The 16,558-nt window shown below is 63.4% G+C and carries 16 protein-coding genes; 6 read left to right on the top strand and 10 right to left on the bottom strand.

Translation table 11 applies throughout. The annotated features are described in order from the left end of the window. Positions 1-26: 26 nt before the first annotated feature. On the top strand, positions 27-950 hold the full coding sequence (locus ABFX19_RS08950; protein ID WP_346028135.1) for an oxidoreductase: 924 nt from the start codon (positions 27-29) through the stop codon (positions 948-950). A 128-nt stretch (positions 951-1,078) separates the two neighbouring features. Here ABFX19_RS08950 and ABFX19_RS08945 read toward each other — a convergent pair whose 3' ends face one another. After that, on the bottom strand, positions 1,079-1,861 hold the full coding sequence (locus tag ABFX19_RS08945; RefSeq protein WP_346028134.1) for a hypothetical protein: 783 nt from the start codon (positions 1,859-1,861) through the stop codon (positions 1,079-1,081). A 94-nt stretch (positions 1,862-1,955) separates the two neighbouring features. Here ABFX19_RS08945 and ABFX19_RS08940 point away from each other — a divergent pair, with 94 nt between their 5' ends. Beyond that, positions 1,956-2,849 (top strand): alpha/beta fold hydrolase, encoded by an 894-nt coding sequence (locus ABFX19_RS08940; RefSeq protein ID WP_346028133.1) that lies wholly within the window; start codon positions 1,956-1,958, stop codon positions 2,847-2,849. On the opposite strand, the gene ABFX19_RS08935 is transcribed toward ABFX19_RS08940, so the two are convergent. From ABFX19_RS08935 to ABFX19_RS08915, 5 genes are all read right to left on the bottom strand, one after another. After that, on the bottom strand, positions 2,811-3,959 hold the full coding sequence (locus ABFX19_RS08935) for a cysteine desulfurase family protein (protein WP_346028132.1): 1,149 nt from the start codon (positions 3,957-3,959) through the stop codon (positions 2,811-2,813). The two genes, ABFX19_RS08940 and ABFX19_RS08935, sit on opposite strands and share 39 nt — an antisense overlap. Then, positions 3,956-4,885 carry a carboxylating nicotinate-nucleotide diphosphorylase gene (nadC, locus tag ABFX19_RS08930; protein WP_346028131.1) on the bottom strand — a complete coding sequence of 310 codons (930 nt, stop codon included), beginning with the start codon at positions 4,883-4,885 and terminating at the stop codon, positions 3,956-3,958. Before nadC ends, ABFX19_RS08935 begins: the two co-directional genes overlap by 4 nt. Next, positions 4,882-6,423 (bottom strand): L-aspartate oxidase, encoded by a 1,542-nt coding sequence (gene nadB, locus ABFX19_RS08925; RefSeq protein WP_346028130.1) that lies wholly within the window; start codon positions 6,421-6,423, stop codon positions 4,882-4,884. Before nadB ends, nadC begins: the two co-directional genes overlap by 4 nt. Further along, positions 6,420-7,721, bottom strand: a complete 1,302-nt coding sequence (nadA, locus tag ABFX19_RS08920) for a quinolinate synthase NadA (RefSeq protein WP_277358567.1) — start codon at positions 7,719-7,721, stop codon at positions 6,420-6,422. Before nadA ends, nadB begins: the two co-directional genes overlap by 4 nt. A gap of 66 nt (positions 7,722-7,787) precedes the next feature. After that, a complete protein-coding gene (locus tag ABFX19_RS08915) occupies positions 7,788-8,507 on the bottom strand; it encodes an NUDIX hydrolase (RefSeq protein ID WP_277358568.1) in 720 nt (239 codons plus the stop codon). A 321-nt stretch (positions 8,508-8,828) separates the two neighbouring features. Here ABFX19_RS08915 and ABFX19_RS08910 point away from each other — a divergent pair, with 321 nt between their 5' ends. Together ABFX19_RS08910 and ABFX19_RS08905 are read left to right on the top strand one after the other, a co-directional pair. Next, entirely contained in the window at positions 8,829-9,629 is an 801-nt protein-coding gene (locus ABFX19_RS08910) for an alpha/beta fold hydrolase (protein WP_346028129.1), read from the top strand. 139 nt (positions 9,630-9,768) lie between these two features. After that, complete coding sequence (locus ABFX19_RS08905) at positions 9,769-10,731, top strand: serine/threonine-protein kinase (RefSeq protein WP_277358570.1); 963 nt, start codon at positions 9,769-9,771, stop codon at positions 10,729-10,731. Between the two features lie 31 nt (positions 10,732-10,762). Here ABFX19_RS08905 and ABFX19_RS08900 read toward each other — a convergent pair whose 3' ends face one another. After that, entirely contained in the window at positions 10,763-10,936 is a 174-nt protein-coding gene (locus ABFX19_RS08900; protein ID WP_277358571.1) for a hypothetical protein, read from the bottom strand. Positions 10,937-11,038: 102 nt separating this feature from the next. Continuing rightward, positions 11,039-11,914 carry an Fpg/Nei family DNA glycosylase gene (locus ABFX19_RS08895; RefSeq protein WP_277358572.1) on the bottom strand — a complete coding sequence of 292 codons (876 nt, stop codon included), beginning with the start codon at positions 11,912-11,914 and terminating at the stop codon, positions 11,039-11,041. Between the two features lie 148 nt (positions 11,915-12,062). On the opposite strand from ABFX19_RS08895, the gene ABFX19_RS08890 reads away from it, so the two are divergent. Next, entirely contained in the window at positions 12,063-12,734 is a 672-nt protein-coding gene (locus tag ABFX19_RS08890) for a TetR/AcrR family transcriptional regulator (RefSeq protein WP_346028128.1), read from the top strand. Positions 12,735-12,988: 254 nt separating this feature from the next. Here the strand turns inward: ABFX19_RS08890 and ABFX19_RS08885 are convergent, their stop codons facing one another. Continuing rightward, on the bottom strand, positions 12,989-14,326 hold the full coding sequence (locus ABFX19_RS08885) for an MFS transporter (protein ID WP_277358574.1): 1,338 nt from the start codon (positions 14,324-14,326) through the stop codon (positions 12,989-12,991). 202 nt (positions 14,327-14,528) lie between these two features. On the opposite strand from ABFX19_RS08885, the gene ABFX19_RS08880 reads away from it, so the two are divergent. Further along, positions 14,529-15,242, top strand: a complete 714-nt coding sequence (locus ABFX19_RS08880) for an IclR family transcriptional regulator (RefSeq protein ID WP_346028127.1) — start codon at positions 14,529-14,531, stop codon at positions 15,240-15,242. Here ABFX19_RS08880 and ABFX19_RS08875 read toward each other — a convergent pair. After that, positions 15,235-16,503 (bottom strand): MFS transporter, encoded by a 1,269-nt coding sequence (locus tag ABFX19_RS08875; protein WP_346028126.1) that lies wholly within the window; start codon positions 16,501-16,503, stop codon positions 15,235-15,237. The genes ABFX19_RS08880 and ABFX19_RS08875 overlap by 8 nt on opposite strands. Positions 16,504-16,558 lie beyond the last annotated feature (55 nt).

The following is a 16,558-nucleotide window of genomic DNA, read 5'->3' as shown; positions in this document are numbered from 1 at the left end:
ACGGTACGACGAGAAAGGCGCCCCTGGTGAATCGCTCTACCACTGACAGCTCCGCAAACCACCGCCTGGACGGCCTGACCGCCGTTGTGACCGGCGCCAACAGCGGGTTGGGGCTACAGACCGTCATCGATTTGGCCCAGCGCGGGGCGTCGGTGGTTCTGGCCTGCCGCAGCGAGGAACGCGGAGCGGCCGCGCTGGAGAGGGCACGCATTGCCTCAGGCAGCGGGTCACTGACGCTGCGGCAGCTCGATCTCGGAAACCTGGAGTCGATACATTCGTTCGCTCGAGACTGGACCGGCCCCCTGGACCTCCTGGTCAACAATGCCGGAGTCATGGCCACACCATTGAAGCGCACGGTTGATGGTTTTGAGCAGCAGTTCGGCATCAACCATCTGGGGCACTTCGCACTGACCGGCCTGCTGTTGGACTTCCTGCGGCAGTCTCCGTCCGCGAGGGTTGTGACGGTCTCTTCCCTGGCCCACAAGCGCGGACACATCGACTTTTCCGATCTGAATTCCGATGCCCGGTACCGTGCCTGGAAGGCCTATAACCAGAGCAAGCTCGCGAACCTCATGTTCACCATGGAACTCGACCGGCGGGTACGGGCGGCCGGTTGGCCGCTGATCGCAGTTGCCGCCCACCCGGGTCTGTCAACGACCAACCTGACGGCCGGGATGCGCGGAGCAGCCGTGCTCGATCTCATGGGCGGATTCTTCCGGATCATGGGCCAGTCGGATGTGGACGGCGCACAGCCTATCCTTCTTGCAGCAACCGGCCCGCACGTTCATGGTGGTGATTACTACGGCCCGGATGGACCGGGCGAAACCCACGGGAACGCCGTGCTGGTAGCTCCGGCTCCGTCAGTCCTCGACGAGGGTGTTGCTGCGAAGCTCTGGGCGGCGAGTGAAGAGCTGACCGGTGTGACGTATGCGGGGCTTCCTGCCGCCTGATCCCTGCCCTTGAACCGAACGCGATAGTAAGCATGCTGCCCGCTGACGTGAGCAAGGCCGTCTCCGAGTAGGTCGCGCTCGCAGAGCTTCACGCTAACGGAGCTTCCAAGCAGGAAAGCGGCGCCAGGTCAGCTCGCAACCTGGAGGGACATGATCATCCGGCGGATCCGCTCGAAGTCCTCCTGATCGAATCGCTTCTGGGCCTCGGCGATGGTCGCAAATGATTCCGTCCGCGAGCCGACCTGCGTCGGATCCAGTGCCTGGAGCTGGATGCCGTCGCCGAAGGCGTACAGGCCGATGTGCCCCGGTCCCTGCACTGTGTTGTTCAGGACACACGCCGCTCCATCGGCTCCGCCCACCATGTCCGTGATCCCATACGAGCTGAAGAACCGGTAGCCCTGGATGAGCCGCACAACAAAGCGCGGCTCGATCGAGCCCTCTGCCTCTGCTGTGGATGGAACATCAACCGGCTCGCTGGTCAGAACGATGTACGGGTTCGCTGCCTCCTCGCCGCATTCCTCGGAGGGCGGGATGATTCGGGTATGCAGCTCTGCCATGCTGGCGCCCTCCGCGTTCGACACGTCGAAGTGCAGGCCTCCCTCGTCATACCCCTCACCCGGATCTTCGATCGGCTCCACCGTCCAGTCCTCGGGCACCTCGAAACTGACAAGTCTCTGTTCGTCGGTGAATGCGGTCCATCCATTCCCCGGCGCCGTCCGTTCCGGGAGCATGGGAAGCGCAACGGGAGTAGGGCTGGCGCTTGCCGAAGCCGGAGCATCATTCGTTGCACTTGCAGCAGGACTGGCAGGCGGCCGGTCGCCGACAACGAAGTCGTCACAGCCGGTGATGGTGGCTGCGACGGCGAGAATCAGCACAGCCCCCAGCGCACGGGACCCGACGGTGCGTTTCATAACAGCTCCTTTCGAATGACCTGATGTCCACTCTATGCAGTGAAGCACACCACTTCGGAGACATCCGCGGCGGGAGCGGCGCAGAATCACCTACATGAAGCGGTTCATCCATACATCCCTGGGATCAGTCGCAGTGCGCATACGCCCGGCCCATTCGAGTGCCCGGATCACACCGAACACCCCGCCATGGGTTCTGCTGCATGGCGCATCGGGCTCATGGCGTACGTTCCGTGAGCTCGTTCGGAGTCCAGTGCTGCCGGACACCTGCGACCACGTCATGATTGACCTGCCGGGCTGGGGAGAATCCCCCGGCATGCTGCCCTTCACGGTTGAGCAGCAGGGCAGGGCCGTCGCCGAGGTCCTGAGGGGTCTCAACTACCGGTCCTGGTACCTCTTCGGGCATTCGATGGGCGCGGTATTGGCGCTGGACATTGCGGCGTCGCATCCGGAAGAAACGCACGCCGTCGTCGCTCTTTCACCAACCGCACTGACAGCCGGCGCCGCCCTGAAGCACCCGCTCCGCCATCCCTCCATGGCACCGCTTCTTGGCATGTTCGGACTCATGTTTATTCTGCGGATACTCGGGAGAGCAGCCCCCTGGCTACTGCGTCGGGCAGAGCGCGCGGGATTACTGAGGCTCGTCCTTGGCCCGTTCTTCGCCGCCCCTTCTGACCTGCAGCGCCCCGTGTTCGCTGACCTTGCGCTCGATGCGCGGCCGGCGTCCTTCATTGCTGCAGCACACGCTCTGAAAAAGTACGACGCCGGCACCTGGCACTCCATCACCGCCCCCGTAGTTCTCGCTCGCGGCAGCAAGGACATCTTCACCCCGCCCGGCGAGCTGCGTTCCCTGGCTGCCCTCATGCCGCATTCACAAAGCGTGGTGCTGAACCGCACCGGACACTTCGCGCAGATAGAAAATCCAGCCGAAACGGCAGGGTTGATGACGGCCTTACGTGCGGCTTCCAAGACTCTGGATGCTCCTGACTGAAGCGACAACCGCGCGCCCGGCGAGCGCAATCTCTGCATCACTCGTTGCGGCCGTCCACGACAACCGCAGTGCTGTCTGGGCGATGTCCGGTCCCAGGCCCAGCGCCAGCAAAACCGCCGAGGGCTCGCTGGCGCCGGCCGCGCAGGCCGAACCGCTTGAGGTCACGACTCCGGCGCGCTCCAGTTCCAGCAGGATCGCCTCGCCGCTGGCGCCCGGAAAGCAGAACGAGGCAATATTCGGCAACCGCTGCTCCCGGTGACCCGTCAGGAGTGCGCCCTCGACCCCCTTAAGTACGGCGCTGATCAGATGGTCACGGCGCAGGATCGAGGCCGCTGTATTTGCGGTACGCTCCTGCTGGGCAAGCTTCAAGGCAGTCGCCATGGCCACCGCACCCGCTACATTCTCAGTACCTGACCGCTTCCCCCGCTCCTGCCCGCCTCCATGAACGAGCGGTTCCAATGGAAGGCGCGAGCGGATGAACAGAACACCACAGCCCTTCGACGCGCCGAGCTTGTGACCCGAGATGCTGAGAGCGTCCACGCCGAGCTCTGCACTATCCAGCGGCAGCCATCCCGCCGCCTGCACTGCATCGGTGTGGAAGGGAACGCCCTGTTCCCGGCAGATCGAGGCCAACGCTGGAATTGACTGCACCGTCCCCACCTCGTTATTCGCGTACATGATGGTGCACAACGTGGTCTCTTCCGTGAGGACAGCGCGGAGAGTCGCTTCCTCCACCAGTCCCTCCGCGGTTACAGGAAGAAGGGATATCCGGAAGCCGTGAAACCGCTGCAGATAGTCCAGCGTTTCCAGGACGGCCGGATGTTCGATTGCGGATGCAACAATATGCTTCCCCTTCGGACGGGCCAGGGATATGCCCTTGATTGCCAGGTTGTCAGCCTCTGTGCCGCCCGAGGTGAAGACGACGTCGTTCGGTTTGCAGTTGAGTTCCCTGGCCACCAGACGGCGTGCGTAGTCGAGAGCGCGCGCGGCCGATTCACCGACCGTATGGGAACTCGACGGATTACCATAGTCGGTGGTGAGCAGCGGCCACATCGCTTCGAGTGCCTCCCGGCGAACCGGAGTGGTGGCCGCAGCATCGAGATAGATCACCGCACGCTCCCGGGAATTTCGCGGGTGGAGCCGGAGCCGTCCTCCCGCGCAAGCGCATCGATATGGATGTCCAACCCGAGGTCCAGTGCCTTGACGCTGTGGGTGAGCGCACCGGACGAGATAATATCGACGCCGGTGCGCGCAATAGCGCCGATCGACTCGAGCCGGACGTTGCCGCTTGCTTCCACCAGCGCGCGCCCCGCGACCTGCTTCACTCCACTGGCCAGATCCTCGAGGCTGAAGTTGTCGAGCATGATCGTGTCGACGCCTGCTGCCAGCACCGGCTCGATCTGATCGAGCCGGTCAACCTCGACCTCGAAATGGACGGTATGCGGCAACCTGGCCCGCACTCCCCGGAGTGCCTCCGTAAGGCCGATCGCACCGCCCTGGGTCAGTACCGCAAGATGGTTGTCCTTGGCCATCACTGCATCGGACAGGCTGAAGCGATGATTGGCCCCTCCGCCGCAGCGCACCGCATGGCGTTCCAGGACGCGCAGTCCGGGAGTTGTCTTGCGGGTATCGACCACGCGCGCACCGGTCCCGGTTACTTCCGCAACAAATCTGCCGGTGAGCGTAGCGATACCGCTCAGTCGCTGCGCCAGGTTCAGGGCGACCCGTTCAGCGGTGAGGATCGACCGGGCGGGACCGGACACCGCAGCAAGCGCAGCGCCGGCGTCGAAAGCGTCGCCGTCCCGCACACTGAACGTGACGCGGATCCGCGGGTCGGTGAGTCGCATGGAAGCCTCGATGACCTGCTTTCCGCAGAAGATGCCTGGTTCGCGCGCTACAACGACCCCCTCGGCGTGTGCCTCCTCCGGAATGAGTACCTGCGAGGTTATGTCTCCCCACGGCGCGTCCTCGGCGAGCGCGGCTGCGACAATGCGGTCGACGTCGGCCGGGGATGGTCTGGCCGGTGTGAAATTCACGGAGCTCTCCTCAGGATGATGGGGCTGCCCTCGGGGGCGGAGGTGTCGGGAAAATCTGCTCGGTAATGCGCTCCACGCGATTCTGCGCGTGCCAGCGCAGACGCTGCGACGAGCCGGGAACAGAGGAGCAGATTCGCGGTCTCCCGCTCCGCGACAGAAGAGCCGTTCGAATGCCAATCGGCGAGTTGCTTCGAGGCAATACGGAGCCCCGCATCCTCGCGCAGGATGGAGACGTGGTCGGACATCACCCGCTGCACGTCAGCGCGGGCCGCGCGTACCGAACCGGGCGCCAGGCTCAGCGCCTCCGCCTCGACCGCCGGCCACTGCATGCGTTCTGCGGCGATCGCTTCCGCAGCCCGCGCGCCGAACACCAGTCCCTCCAGCAGCGAGTTGGACGCGAGCCGGTTGGCCCCGTGCACTCCGGTTCGGGCAACCTCCCCCACGGCGTACAGCCCAGGTACGGACGTCCGTCCTGCGGTGTCCGCCACCACTCCGCCCATCCAGTAGTGGGCAGCAGGGACAACCGGGAGCAAGTCGCGTGTCCAGTCGAAGCCTGCACGCGCAGTCACTGCGCTCAACGTCGGAAACCGCTGAGCGAGGAAGTCCGCACCGAGGTTCGTCGCGTCAAGAAAAACTTCCTCCCCTCCGGTCCGCGCAAGATGCAGTGCGATGCTGCGGGAGACAACATCACGCGGAGCAAGCTCACCGGCAGGATGATAATCAGCCATGAACCGACGCCCTGAGGCGTCCCTCAGCACTGCGCCCTCCCCACGCACCGCCTCGGAAATGAGCGGATGCCCGGCGACGTTCAGCGATGTCGGGTGGAACTGGAAAAACTCGAGGTCAGCCACCGCCGCGCCGGCGCGCCAGGCCGCCGCGACGCCGTCGCCTGTGGCCACGGACGGATTGGTGCTGTGCTGGAAGAGCCCTCCCGCACCGCCTGTCGCAAGCACAACCGCGTCAGCGGAAACTACACGATGGACACCGTTCTGCACGACGACGGCGCCGGTTACCCTCCCGTTGTCCCTGACGAGGTCCGCGGCAAAAGCGTGCTCCCACACGCCGATGCCGGGATCCGCCTGAGCGGCACGGACGAGCGGAGCCGCGATTCCCGCCCCGGTGGCATCCCCGCCAATATGTAGAATCCTTGAGGCTGCGTGCGCGGCTTCCCGACCGACTGCGAAATCACCATCCGCGGTGCGATCGAAGAGTGTTCCAAGATCCACCAGCCTCTGAATCTGGGCGGCCGCCTCCGAACAGAGAATGCGCGCGGCCCGTCGGTCGCAGTGCCCCGCTCCTGCCGCAAGGGTGTCGGCTACATGCGACTCGATGCTGTCATTCTGCAGGCCTAAGCGGCGCTCGCCGGCCTGGCCCGGCTCAGGAATCACTGCAGCAATCCCGCCCTGTGCGTACCAGGTGTTGCTCTCGACAAGCGCGCCCTTGGCCAGAACGGTGACCTGCGCATCAGTTCGCCGGCGCACCTCCAGCGCCGTGTACAGCCCCGCGATTCCGCTGCCGATGACGAGGACGGCGGTCACGGTTTGGCCGCCAGCATTCGCTCAAGCGCTACCCGTGCATCCGACGCCACGTCGGAGTCGACTCCGATTTGATTGCGGACCACTCCTGCGACCAGTCCCTCAAGCACCCATGCCAGATAGCCCGGATGGATCCGGTACATGGTCGAGCACGGGCAGATGACGGGATCCAGGCAGAAGATGGTGTGCTCGGGATGCTCCGCGGCGAGTCTGTTCACCATGTTGATCTCTGTCCCCACCGCGAACACGGAACCCGGCTCTGCCGCAGCGATTGCCTTCCGGATGTAGTCCGTTGACCCGGCTTCGTCAGCGGCGTCCACAACGGGCATGGGGCACTCCGGGTGCACGATGACCCTCACCCCGGGGTAATCAGCCCGTGCCTTCTCGATCTGGTTCACGGTGAAACGCTTATGCACGGAGCAAAAGCCGTGCCAGAGGATGACCTGCGAATCCAGGAGCTCCTGCTCGGTGTTGCCGCCCAGCACCTTGCGGGGGTTCCACATGGGCATCCGCTCGAGCGGCACCCCCATGGCTTTGGCTGTATTCCGGCCCAGGTGCTGATCCGGGAAGAAGAGAACGCGCTGGCCCCGCTCGAACGCCCAGTCGAGCACTGTGGCAGCGTTCGACGACGTACAAACGATGCCGCCGTGGCGGCCACAGAAGGCCTTCAACGCAGCTGAGGAATTCATGTAGGTGACCGGGATGACCGGTTGGCGGCCGGCGTCGTCGGGCTCTGTTCCGAAAAGCTCCTCGAGCTGTTCCCAGCAGTCCGCCACCGAATCGGCGTCAGCCATGTCCGCCATCGAGCATCCCGCGGCAAGGTTCGGCAGAATGACAGTCTGGTCAGGACTGGACAGAATGTCAGCGGTCTCCGCCATGAAATGCACTCCGCAAAACACGATGGCTTCGGCGTCGGGCCGGGTTAGCGCCGCGTTGGCGAGCTGAAAGGAATCTCCCACGAAGTCAGCGTGCTTGACGACCTCGTCCCGCTGATAGAAGTGGCCGAGGATGACAAGGCGCTCGCCCATCGCTTCCTTTGCTGCGAGGATCCGCGCTTCGAGCTCCACCTCACCGGCCCGCTGGTATTCCTCTGGAAGCACCTCCTGCCGCGGCGTTGAAACCGGCGCCGTGTCAGTCATCGAAGCGCCGGGCCCGTAGTCCGGACCCTGATTGGAGACGCCAGGCATGTCGAACTCCCATGGTCCCCTCGCGAGGTCCGGGCTGCAGGTACCACCGCGTGCGCTTGACCGCTCGGCGTCCTGGCGGGACATGAGTTGGATGGCGGTATTAATGCTCGTCATGGTGGTTCTCCCTGATGGAAACGGGCTCCGGTGAGCCGGTGGGTGTTTGGTGGTCTGGGCGTGCCTTCAAGGCGAGGCCGGCAGGGGTTGCCTGACACTGCCGTCCGGGACGGGCCCGGCATAGCGGTAGAGCCGCGGTGGCCGGTGCCGTGTGCCCGTGAGGTGCTCGTCAGTAGGTTCGATGTGCGGAGTTGAACGGAGCTGCCGACGGAAGTTGGCGGGGTCCAGTTCCTTGTCGAGCACCGCCTCGTATACCTCCCGGACCTGCGCAAGCGTGAACCGTTCGCCCAGAAGGTGGTAGGCAATCGAGCCGTACTCCATCTTGTTGCGCAGCCGCCAGAGCGCGTACTTCACGATTTCGTTGTGATCGAAGGCGAGCGACTCCAACCGGTCCGCGCGGAACCACCGAACGTTCTCGGATTCGCGCGTCAACGCTGCCTCGTCCGGTTGAACCAGCGCCCAGTACACGATCGACACCAGACGCTGCCCCGCAGACCGGTCCAGGCCTCCGAAGGCGTACAGCTGCTCCAGATAACGAGGTGCAAGCCCGGTGGTCTCGAGGAGGTTGCGCGATGCCGCATCCTGGAGCGACTCTGAGTGCGCCAATGGTCCACCCGGCAGCGCCCACTGGCCAAGGTACGGCTGGCGAATTCGCCTGACCAACGGCAACCACAGCGTTGGCCTGCCCGAGGACTCACTCGGGCGCAGGGCGAAGATCACTGTGGAGATAGCCAACGACGGCGGCTGCACGCGTCGTTCGGAGACGTTCGCTGAAGTTGCGCTCATGCTGGCTCTCCCTTCACCCTCCGTACTTATAGTCATCATGACTATAAGTGATTCTAGCGCGGCACCTCGATCGGCGCCGAATTGATGCGCTCCATGACGGACATGCCGGAAGATTCCGGGAATGACAGCGAAGCACTATCAGCCAATTTGCATCCGGGCAGAAGCGGTGACTAAAGTCACACGGGTTGGCCACTGCTGGCCGGGCGGCGGAGATCTGTTCAATGAAGCACAGTTCTCTGCCGCTTTTTCTTTTCGTACGAGTCCCGGCAAGGGACGCTAGAGTTCAGGAAAGACCGCAGCAAGAGCACCGGGGAGGAACTCATGGGACGTCACAGCGATCATCTGGTTGAGGGAACAAACCCGGGATTGAATGTCCTTGTCCACGAGCCCGCGAGCCCGTCAGCACTGCGCCCCATCCTGCTCCTTCACGGGTTCGCCTCCTCGGCCCGGCTCAATTGGGAAGATTCCGGCTGGATTCGTGCCCTTACTGACGCCGGCCGCAAAGTCGTCACCCTCGACCTCCCCGGTCATGGATCAAGTACGGCTCCCGAAGAAATGGACTCCTACTCCCCCAGCCGCATCCGGGCGGACCTGCTCCAGATACTGCTCGATGCACACGTCCACCCCCTCGCCGACGGTCAGCCGGGCAGCGGCGTCGACATCATCGGATACTCGCTCGGTTCACGTCTGGCGTGGGAATTCGGCGCCACGCAACCGGAACTGGTGCACCGTATGGTGCTTGGCGGACCTGGAAGCGGCGATCCGCTGGCGGCGTTCGACCTGGCAGCCGCGCAACGATTCCTGACCGACGGGTCACCCATCGCCGACGAGTCGACCAGCAGTCTGCTTCGGATGGCACGGCTTATTCCGACAAACGACGTCTTTGCACTGCTCACCATGGTAGAGGCAATCAAGCGAGAGCCTTTCGTGCCCCGTGACGCCATACCTCACATGCCGCTCCTCCTGGTGGCCGGAGACAAGGACGAACGAGCGCAGACCATTCCGGAACTGGCGGAGCTGAGCGGTCATGCGGAAATACTCTGGCTCCCAGGAAGAACCCATACCAACGCAGTAACGTCCCGGACCTTCAAGAGCGCGGCCATCAATTTCCTCGCCGCGTAACAATTATTGAACGTTTGAGGCTGCGGCGCGGGGCGGTCTTCCGCATCTCTCCGCGCAGGGTAGAATGTTAGAGGTGATCAGCATGCTTATCACCTGCTCTTCACCCCCATAACTTTTCTTTCTTCCCCGGAGGTCTCACGTGGATGAACTCCTGGCCGAGCGGTACCAACCCATTGAGCTGATTGGTACCGGCGGCGCAGCATCGGTGTTTCGGGCACTGGACCGAAACCTCGGCCGGGACGTGGCAATCAAGGTATTCAACCCCACCACCTCCGATGATGACGATTACCGGCGTCAGCATACAGAGACCCTGTTGCTCTCGACGCTGAACCATCCCGGGCTGGTGACGCTGCATGATGCCGGCCTGCAGGATGACGGCAGCGGCAAGACCACCAGTTTCCTTGTCATGGAACTGGTCGACGGACTGGATCTGCGCAAGCTGTTGAAATCCGGTCCGCTTCCTTCCGAGCACGTGGCTCAACTGGGTGCGGATCTCGCGGATGCGCTGGCCTACATCCACTCGCAGGGAGTCATCCACCGCGACGTGAAACCTGCGAATATCCTGATGTACCACTCCGGGGAGCAGGACACCCGCCTCTACCCCAAACTCACCGACTTCGGCATTGCCCGAATGGTGGAAGCAACGCACTCCACCGCACATGGCGCCACCATCGGCACGGCCAACTACCTCAGTCCGGAGCAGGCAGAGGGTGCGCACGTGGAAACGAGCAGCGACATCTATTCGCTCGGCCTGGTGCTTCTGGAATGCCTTACCGGGGAAAAGGCGTTTCCCGGCCCCGTCGTCGAGGCCGCCGTTGCCCGCCTCCTGCGGGACCCGGATGTTCCTGAGTCCCTCGGCGCCGACTGGGTCAATCTCCTCACGCGCATGACCGCCAGAAATCCGCAGTCGCGCCCTGACGCGCATGAGGTCGCGCTTGCGCTGCGCGTGGGAAGCGACTCCGATAAGGACGGCGGCATGATCCTCAATCTGCCAACACCCAGTGACACTCAGGCAGATACACCCGACGTGATCACGGGCGGAGTGACGACCGGAAACGTTCACATTCCCGAACCGCCCTCACACGCCCCGTCACTGGGTTAGCAGCTTCCAGCGTCAGAAACCGCTCAGTGCCTCACTTGGAGTCCCCGTCCTCATCCGGGTCTTCCTCCGGTTCGAAGCTGCTCGGCTCCTCAGTTGTAGTCGCGCCCACACCGTCCTCGGTGTCGGGTATGGTTCCTTCCGGCTCCGTGCTGGTGGAATCCCCGCTCTGGCGGTCGTCTTCCCGGTCGTGTGAATCATGCGTCATGGTGACCTCCGTAGTTGGAACCGGATTGTTACATCTTCGATCCTAGGGTCATTGATGTCGCCTGCGAAAGGTGCAGCCGCCACCAGGACCGGCGATGTCCAATCACTTGAGAAATTTGGAGGTCCGCCGATCTGCCAGTTGCTTCCCTCCTGTCTGGCAGGTTGGGCAGTACTGGAGCGCGGAATCGGCGAATGAAATTTCACGAACAGAGTCCCCGCACACCGGGCAGGGCTGACCGGTCCGGCCATGAACCTTCATCTCCCGCCGCTTGGAATCCTTCAACTCCTTCGCCGGCTTGCCGTCGGCCGCAGCAATAGCCGATTGCAGGACCGAGTGCATCGCGTCGTGAAGCACCCCCACTTGCTCATCAGTCAGCTTGGATGCGAGGGCAAACGGAGACAGGCGGGCGGCATGCAGGATTTCGTCGCTGTAGGCGTTGCCGATTCCCGCAATGAAAGACTGGTCCCGCAACGCACTCTTCACCTGGCTGCGGTGCCCATGGAGCATTGCCATGAACTGCTCCCGGCCGATGTCCAGCGCTTCGGGTCCCAACCGGCTTACCCCCGGAACCTCCGCCACCTTCCGGACGAGGTAGACCGCTGCTGACTTCTTTGTGCCCGCCTCGGTGAGATCGAATCCGTAGCCTGCTGGTTCCGAACATCTCAATCTCAACGCAATCGGCCCCTTGCCCGGCCGCAGGGCGGTATCCGGAAGCGCGTTAGACCAACGCAGCCAGCCGGCTCGCGCGAGATGCATCACGAGATACACGCCTTCAAGGCTCAGGATGAGGAACTTTCCCCTCCTGTCCACGCCGGTGAAGGTCATCGAGGACACGGCGTCAAGGGGAACCTCGGCAGTCTTCAGCACGGCGAAAGAGCCAAGCTCAACGTTCCCTACCCGGGCTGGTTCACCGTCCTCCGGCACTAATTTGCCGGCCAGGAAGTGGGCCAGTCCCTGTACCTCAGGCATCTCAGGCATGGCACTACGGTACCGCGGGAGGCCTTCGCTGCGAGTGCTGCGCCACGAAACCTCCAAGGCAACAGAGCAGCAGGTCTTCCACTACCGTGTAGGAGGGAGCAGGTGAACGGTGCCGGCTCCGGGCCGGAAGGAATCAGGAACACAAACGATGGTCGGCGCAACCGGTACATCCCCCCGCTCAGCGGGCAGGCCGCTGAACAGGATTCTTTCCCAGGAAGCAATCACCCGGGCGGCTCTCACGCTCATCGAAACCCGCGGGTATGAGGGCTTGACCATGTCTTCCCTTGCCCGCGCTCTCAAAGTGGCGCCGTCGTCGTTATATAACCACGTGGAATCCAAAGGCGACGTACTCATCCTTCTGCAGGACCACGTCATGACTCAGGTGGACGTGTCAGGTTTCGAGTCCGAACCGTGGGAGCAGGCTGTCCGCCGGTTCGCCTGGTCCTATCGCGATGTCTTCACCCGGCATACTCCGCTTATCCCGGTGATCGCCGTACTGCCCGTGAGCGGCGCGCCGCAGACCCTTGCCGTCTATGAGGCAGTGACCCGTGGATTTGAGAAGGTCGGCTGGCCGGAACCTTTGATCGTGCCGGCAATCATTGCTCTTGAGTCTTTTATCTTCGGGTCCGCGTTCGACGCGACGGCCCCGGAAACGATCTTCGAATCGGGAGCTCTGGCAGGGGCTTATCCCCGATTCACTGCTGCCGTGTCCGCGCGCAAGGACCAGGCGAACCAACGGCAGGCGGACGCTGCGTTCGGTCTCGGGCTTGACTCACTCATCACTGGGCTCAAGTCAGCGGCGGCAGTGCATCAGCAGTGACGCCAAATACACCGGCACAAGTTCGCGCAGCTGAACGTATGCGGTTTGTTGAATCAGAGGCCGGACATGCAAAAGGCCGGCTCGGTGGGCTGGGGGAACCCGTGGCGAGCCGGCCTTTCGTGTACCGGACCCGTCAGTCCGGCGGCGGGCCCCTCGTACAAGGCCCGTCTTGATCCTCAGTGTATGAAGGGCCGGCAGCGGACGCCATGGGGAGAACTACCCATGGATTCCACTGCCGGGCGCCGACGTTCCGGCTACTTCGCCTGAGTGTGACCGGAACCGACGTGCAGCGGTACCCCGCGTGTCTCCTTCACCATGGTCACAGCCGCGAACGAGATGGCGCAGAGCACCATGATGTAGACGCCGATCGAAATGGACGAGCCGGTGCCCCTCAGCAATGCTTCCGCAATCAGCGGGGCGAAGGCACCACCGAGAATGGCGCCCAGTGCGTAACCGATTCCGATACCGGAGTACCGCACGTTCGCAGGGAACATTTCGGCATACATCGCGGACATCGGTCCGTAGGACAGCCCCAAACCGATCGTAAGGACGAACAGAGCGACTCCATAGGCGAGGATGTTGCGCGTGTCGATCATCAGGAACAGGGGGATCATCCAGACGAACACGAGCCCATAGCCGATCTGGAAAGTACGCACCCGGCCAATCCGGTCGGAAAGAATGCCTCCGTACATCGTGAAGATCAGCCAGCCGAAGGAGGCAAGCAGGGTGGCGAACAGCACGGGCCCGCCGGGCATCCCCAGCGTGCGCTGGGCGTACGCCGAGAAGAAGGCGATGAGGAGATAGCCTGCCGCGTTGTTAGCAATGAAGATGGCTGCGGTCAGTACAACCTGCTTGGTGTTGTGGCGGAAGAGCTCCTTGAGCGGAACAGATGATTCCTGCTTCCGCTCGGTCATCTCCTTGAAAACGGGGCTTTCCGCAACTGCCTTGCGGATGAAGTAGCCGACAACGATGAGGACCACGGAGAGCAGGAACGGAACCCGCCAGCCCCAGGCGAGGAAATCTTCCTGGGACATGGAAGAGCGCAGCAGGAACAGCACCAACGTTGCGATGATCATGCCAACGGGAACACCGATCTGGGGGTATGCACCCCAAAAGCCGCGCTTGTGAACCGGAGCGTGCTCTACCGCCATCAGGGCCGCACCGCCCCATTCTCCGCCTGCCGAGAAGCCCTGCAGGATGCGCAGCAGCATCAACAGAATCGGCGCCGCCACGCCGATCTGCGCGTAGGTCGGCAGGAGGCCGATCAAGGCGGTGGCCGAACCCATCATCACCAGGGTGAAGACGAGCATGGCCTTGCGCCCGATGCGATCCCCCAGGTGACCTGCAACTACCGCTCCGAGCGGCCGGAAGAAGAAGCTGATGCCGATAGTGGCCCATGAGACCAGCTGCGCCAGGCCCGGACTGTCCTCGTTCAGCGGCGCGAAGTACAGCTGCGCGAAGACGAGCCCCGCGGCTTGCGCGAATATGAAGAAGTCATACCATTCGATGGTGGTACCGACCATGGTCCCCGCGACGACCTTGCGGTCCTCCCGAGACATGCGCTGCCGTGGGGCAGCCGTTGAAGACGTCATTGTTACTCCAGGTGGGACGGACTTTAATTACCGACAGAACGTTCGGTAACTGTGGTTCAGATCATACTCTTCAGGGGCACTACACCGCAGCATTACCGGAAGTCGACGCCTCCTATTGCGCGCCGCTGCCGTTAACCGACCAAACAGGCAGTTGCAGTTCGATAGTTGAACATATCGTTCCGATATAGAATAATATCCGAGTGTGAGCTCCGACACAACACCATCGCCCCAGCATTCGCAGACCCTGTCCCGCGGCCTGCGATCCCTCGAGATTCTCGCGGATGCTCCGCGGGCGCTATCAATTGCCGAGTTGTCAGTGGAGTTGGGCGTCCACCGCTCCATCGCATACCGGATTGTGCGCACGCTGGAAGATCATTCGCTCATCGTCAGGGACGATGCCGGCAAAATCACGTCCGGCCCTGGTCTGGCCGCCCTAGCGCGAGGAGTTTCCCGTGACCTGCAGACTGCAGCGCTTCCTGAATTGACGGTTCTGGCGAACGAACTCGGTATGACCGCATTTGTCGCCGTCTGGGACCGCCACGACTGCGTCACGCTGGTGACGGTCGAGCCGCGCCACTCCAGCGCCGCCGTCGCCCAGCGGCCGGGAACACGGCACGCCTTCAGCGCGGGCGCGCCGGGCATTGCAATCCAGTCGGCGGTGAGCGAGGAGGATTGGGAGCGGCTCGCGCCGGGCCAGCTCTACCGGGAAGAAGCTGCTGCAGCGCGCTTGCAGGGCTTCGCCACCAGCCACGATGAGGTTATCGCCGGCCTGTCGTCCGTTGCAGCTCCCATCCGGCTCGCCGGCGGACTGCCTGCGGCGGTGGCCGTCGTCTACATCCGCTCAGCCCACCCGGAGGCTGAACTCGGTCTGCGGATTGCGGGCAGCGCCCGCACCATCGAGGAACAGCTCAGCTGACTTCCGCCGCGTCAGTCCTGCTGGGCAGCATCACGGTCGACACCACGCCCAACAGCAGGAGTACGACGGCGGCCGCCACCGGAACCGCGAAAGCTTCACGGACGCTCGCCTCCGCCAGCGCTCCTGCTATGGACGCTCCAAGCGCCGTGCCGGCGACAATGCCGCTAGCCAACAGGGTCATCACCGTGCCGACCAGGTGCTTCGGGGCCACGAGTGAGCCGACGCTGAAAATTGTGACCATCGTTGGACCGACCGGGATCCCGAGGATCAGTAGTGCTGCGAGCATGAACGGAATGTCCAGAGCAAGGAGGGGCAGGAAAGCGGCCGCGCTCATCATCGCCGCTGAAGCCACCCACCGCAGTGGGTGGCGGAATCGCTGTGGCCAGTACGCTACCGACAAGGCGGTGAGGGCGGAGCTGACGCCCATGACGGCATACAGCAGGCCCGCCGCCGTCTCCGCTCCGAAACCTCCGGCGAAGGCGATCAAGGCGGTCTGGGTCGAACCGAAGAAGGTGCCCATCATCACCATCCCGAGAACCGGCAACGCCACAAGAAAACCGGTATGCGCTCTTCGCTGGGTCTTCACCTCCGAGCTTCGCGTCCGGGGGCGGCGCCGCAGCGGAATTACCGCCCGTTCCGTTGGGTGCACAGCGAAGGCGGAAACAAAAGCCAGGGTCAGTGCTGCTGCGAGGGCTAGCGGCAGCCAGGGCGCAATCAGGCTCGCCAGCAGTCCCACCAGCGCAGGACCCAGCACGAAGGTCAACTCATCGGCCGTGCTCTCGTAGGAGAGCGCCGTGTCGAGATCCGTTGGTCGTTTGTCCTGGGTCAGTGCCATCCAGCGAACCCTTGCCAATGGACCGATTTGAGGGCAGGTGGCGCCCACGAGGAAGGCAGCAATGAGCGTGGGAAGCAGCCCTGTTTCGATGCCCGACACGCCGCTGACAATGATCGAACCGACGATCGCCACGGTATTGAGTGCGGCTGAGAGCAGCAGGACCGGGCGTTGGCCGTAGCGGTCCGCCAGGAAACCGAGGACCGGCGCGCCCAGTGCAGAACCGACGCCGACAGCGCCGGCTGCAAAACCACCGAAAGCGTAGGAATCCGTGCCGGCTGTCACCAGGGTGAGCGCTCCAACGGTGAGCATCGCCAGAGGCAGGCGGGCAATCAAGCCGAGTGGAAGGAAACCTGCGCCTGCAATCTCAGGTAGCCGGCCGAAACGTCCGCGGTGCGAGGTATCTACTTCAGAGGTTGGTGTAGCCATGTGCACTCCGGGTGCTATGAAACGCGCATCGTCCCTCCTCCCGATGCGCCCAACC

This window comes from Arthrobacter parietis, from assembly GCF_039530425.1.
In the GTDB taxonomy this organism is placed as follows: Bacteria; Actinomycetota; Actinomycetes; order Actinomycetales; family Micrococcaceae; genus Arthrobacter_D; species Arthrobacter_D parietis.
Note: the sequence above shows the minus strand (reverse complement) of the source record. Positions and strands in the feature narration are given on the sequence as shown.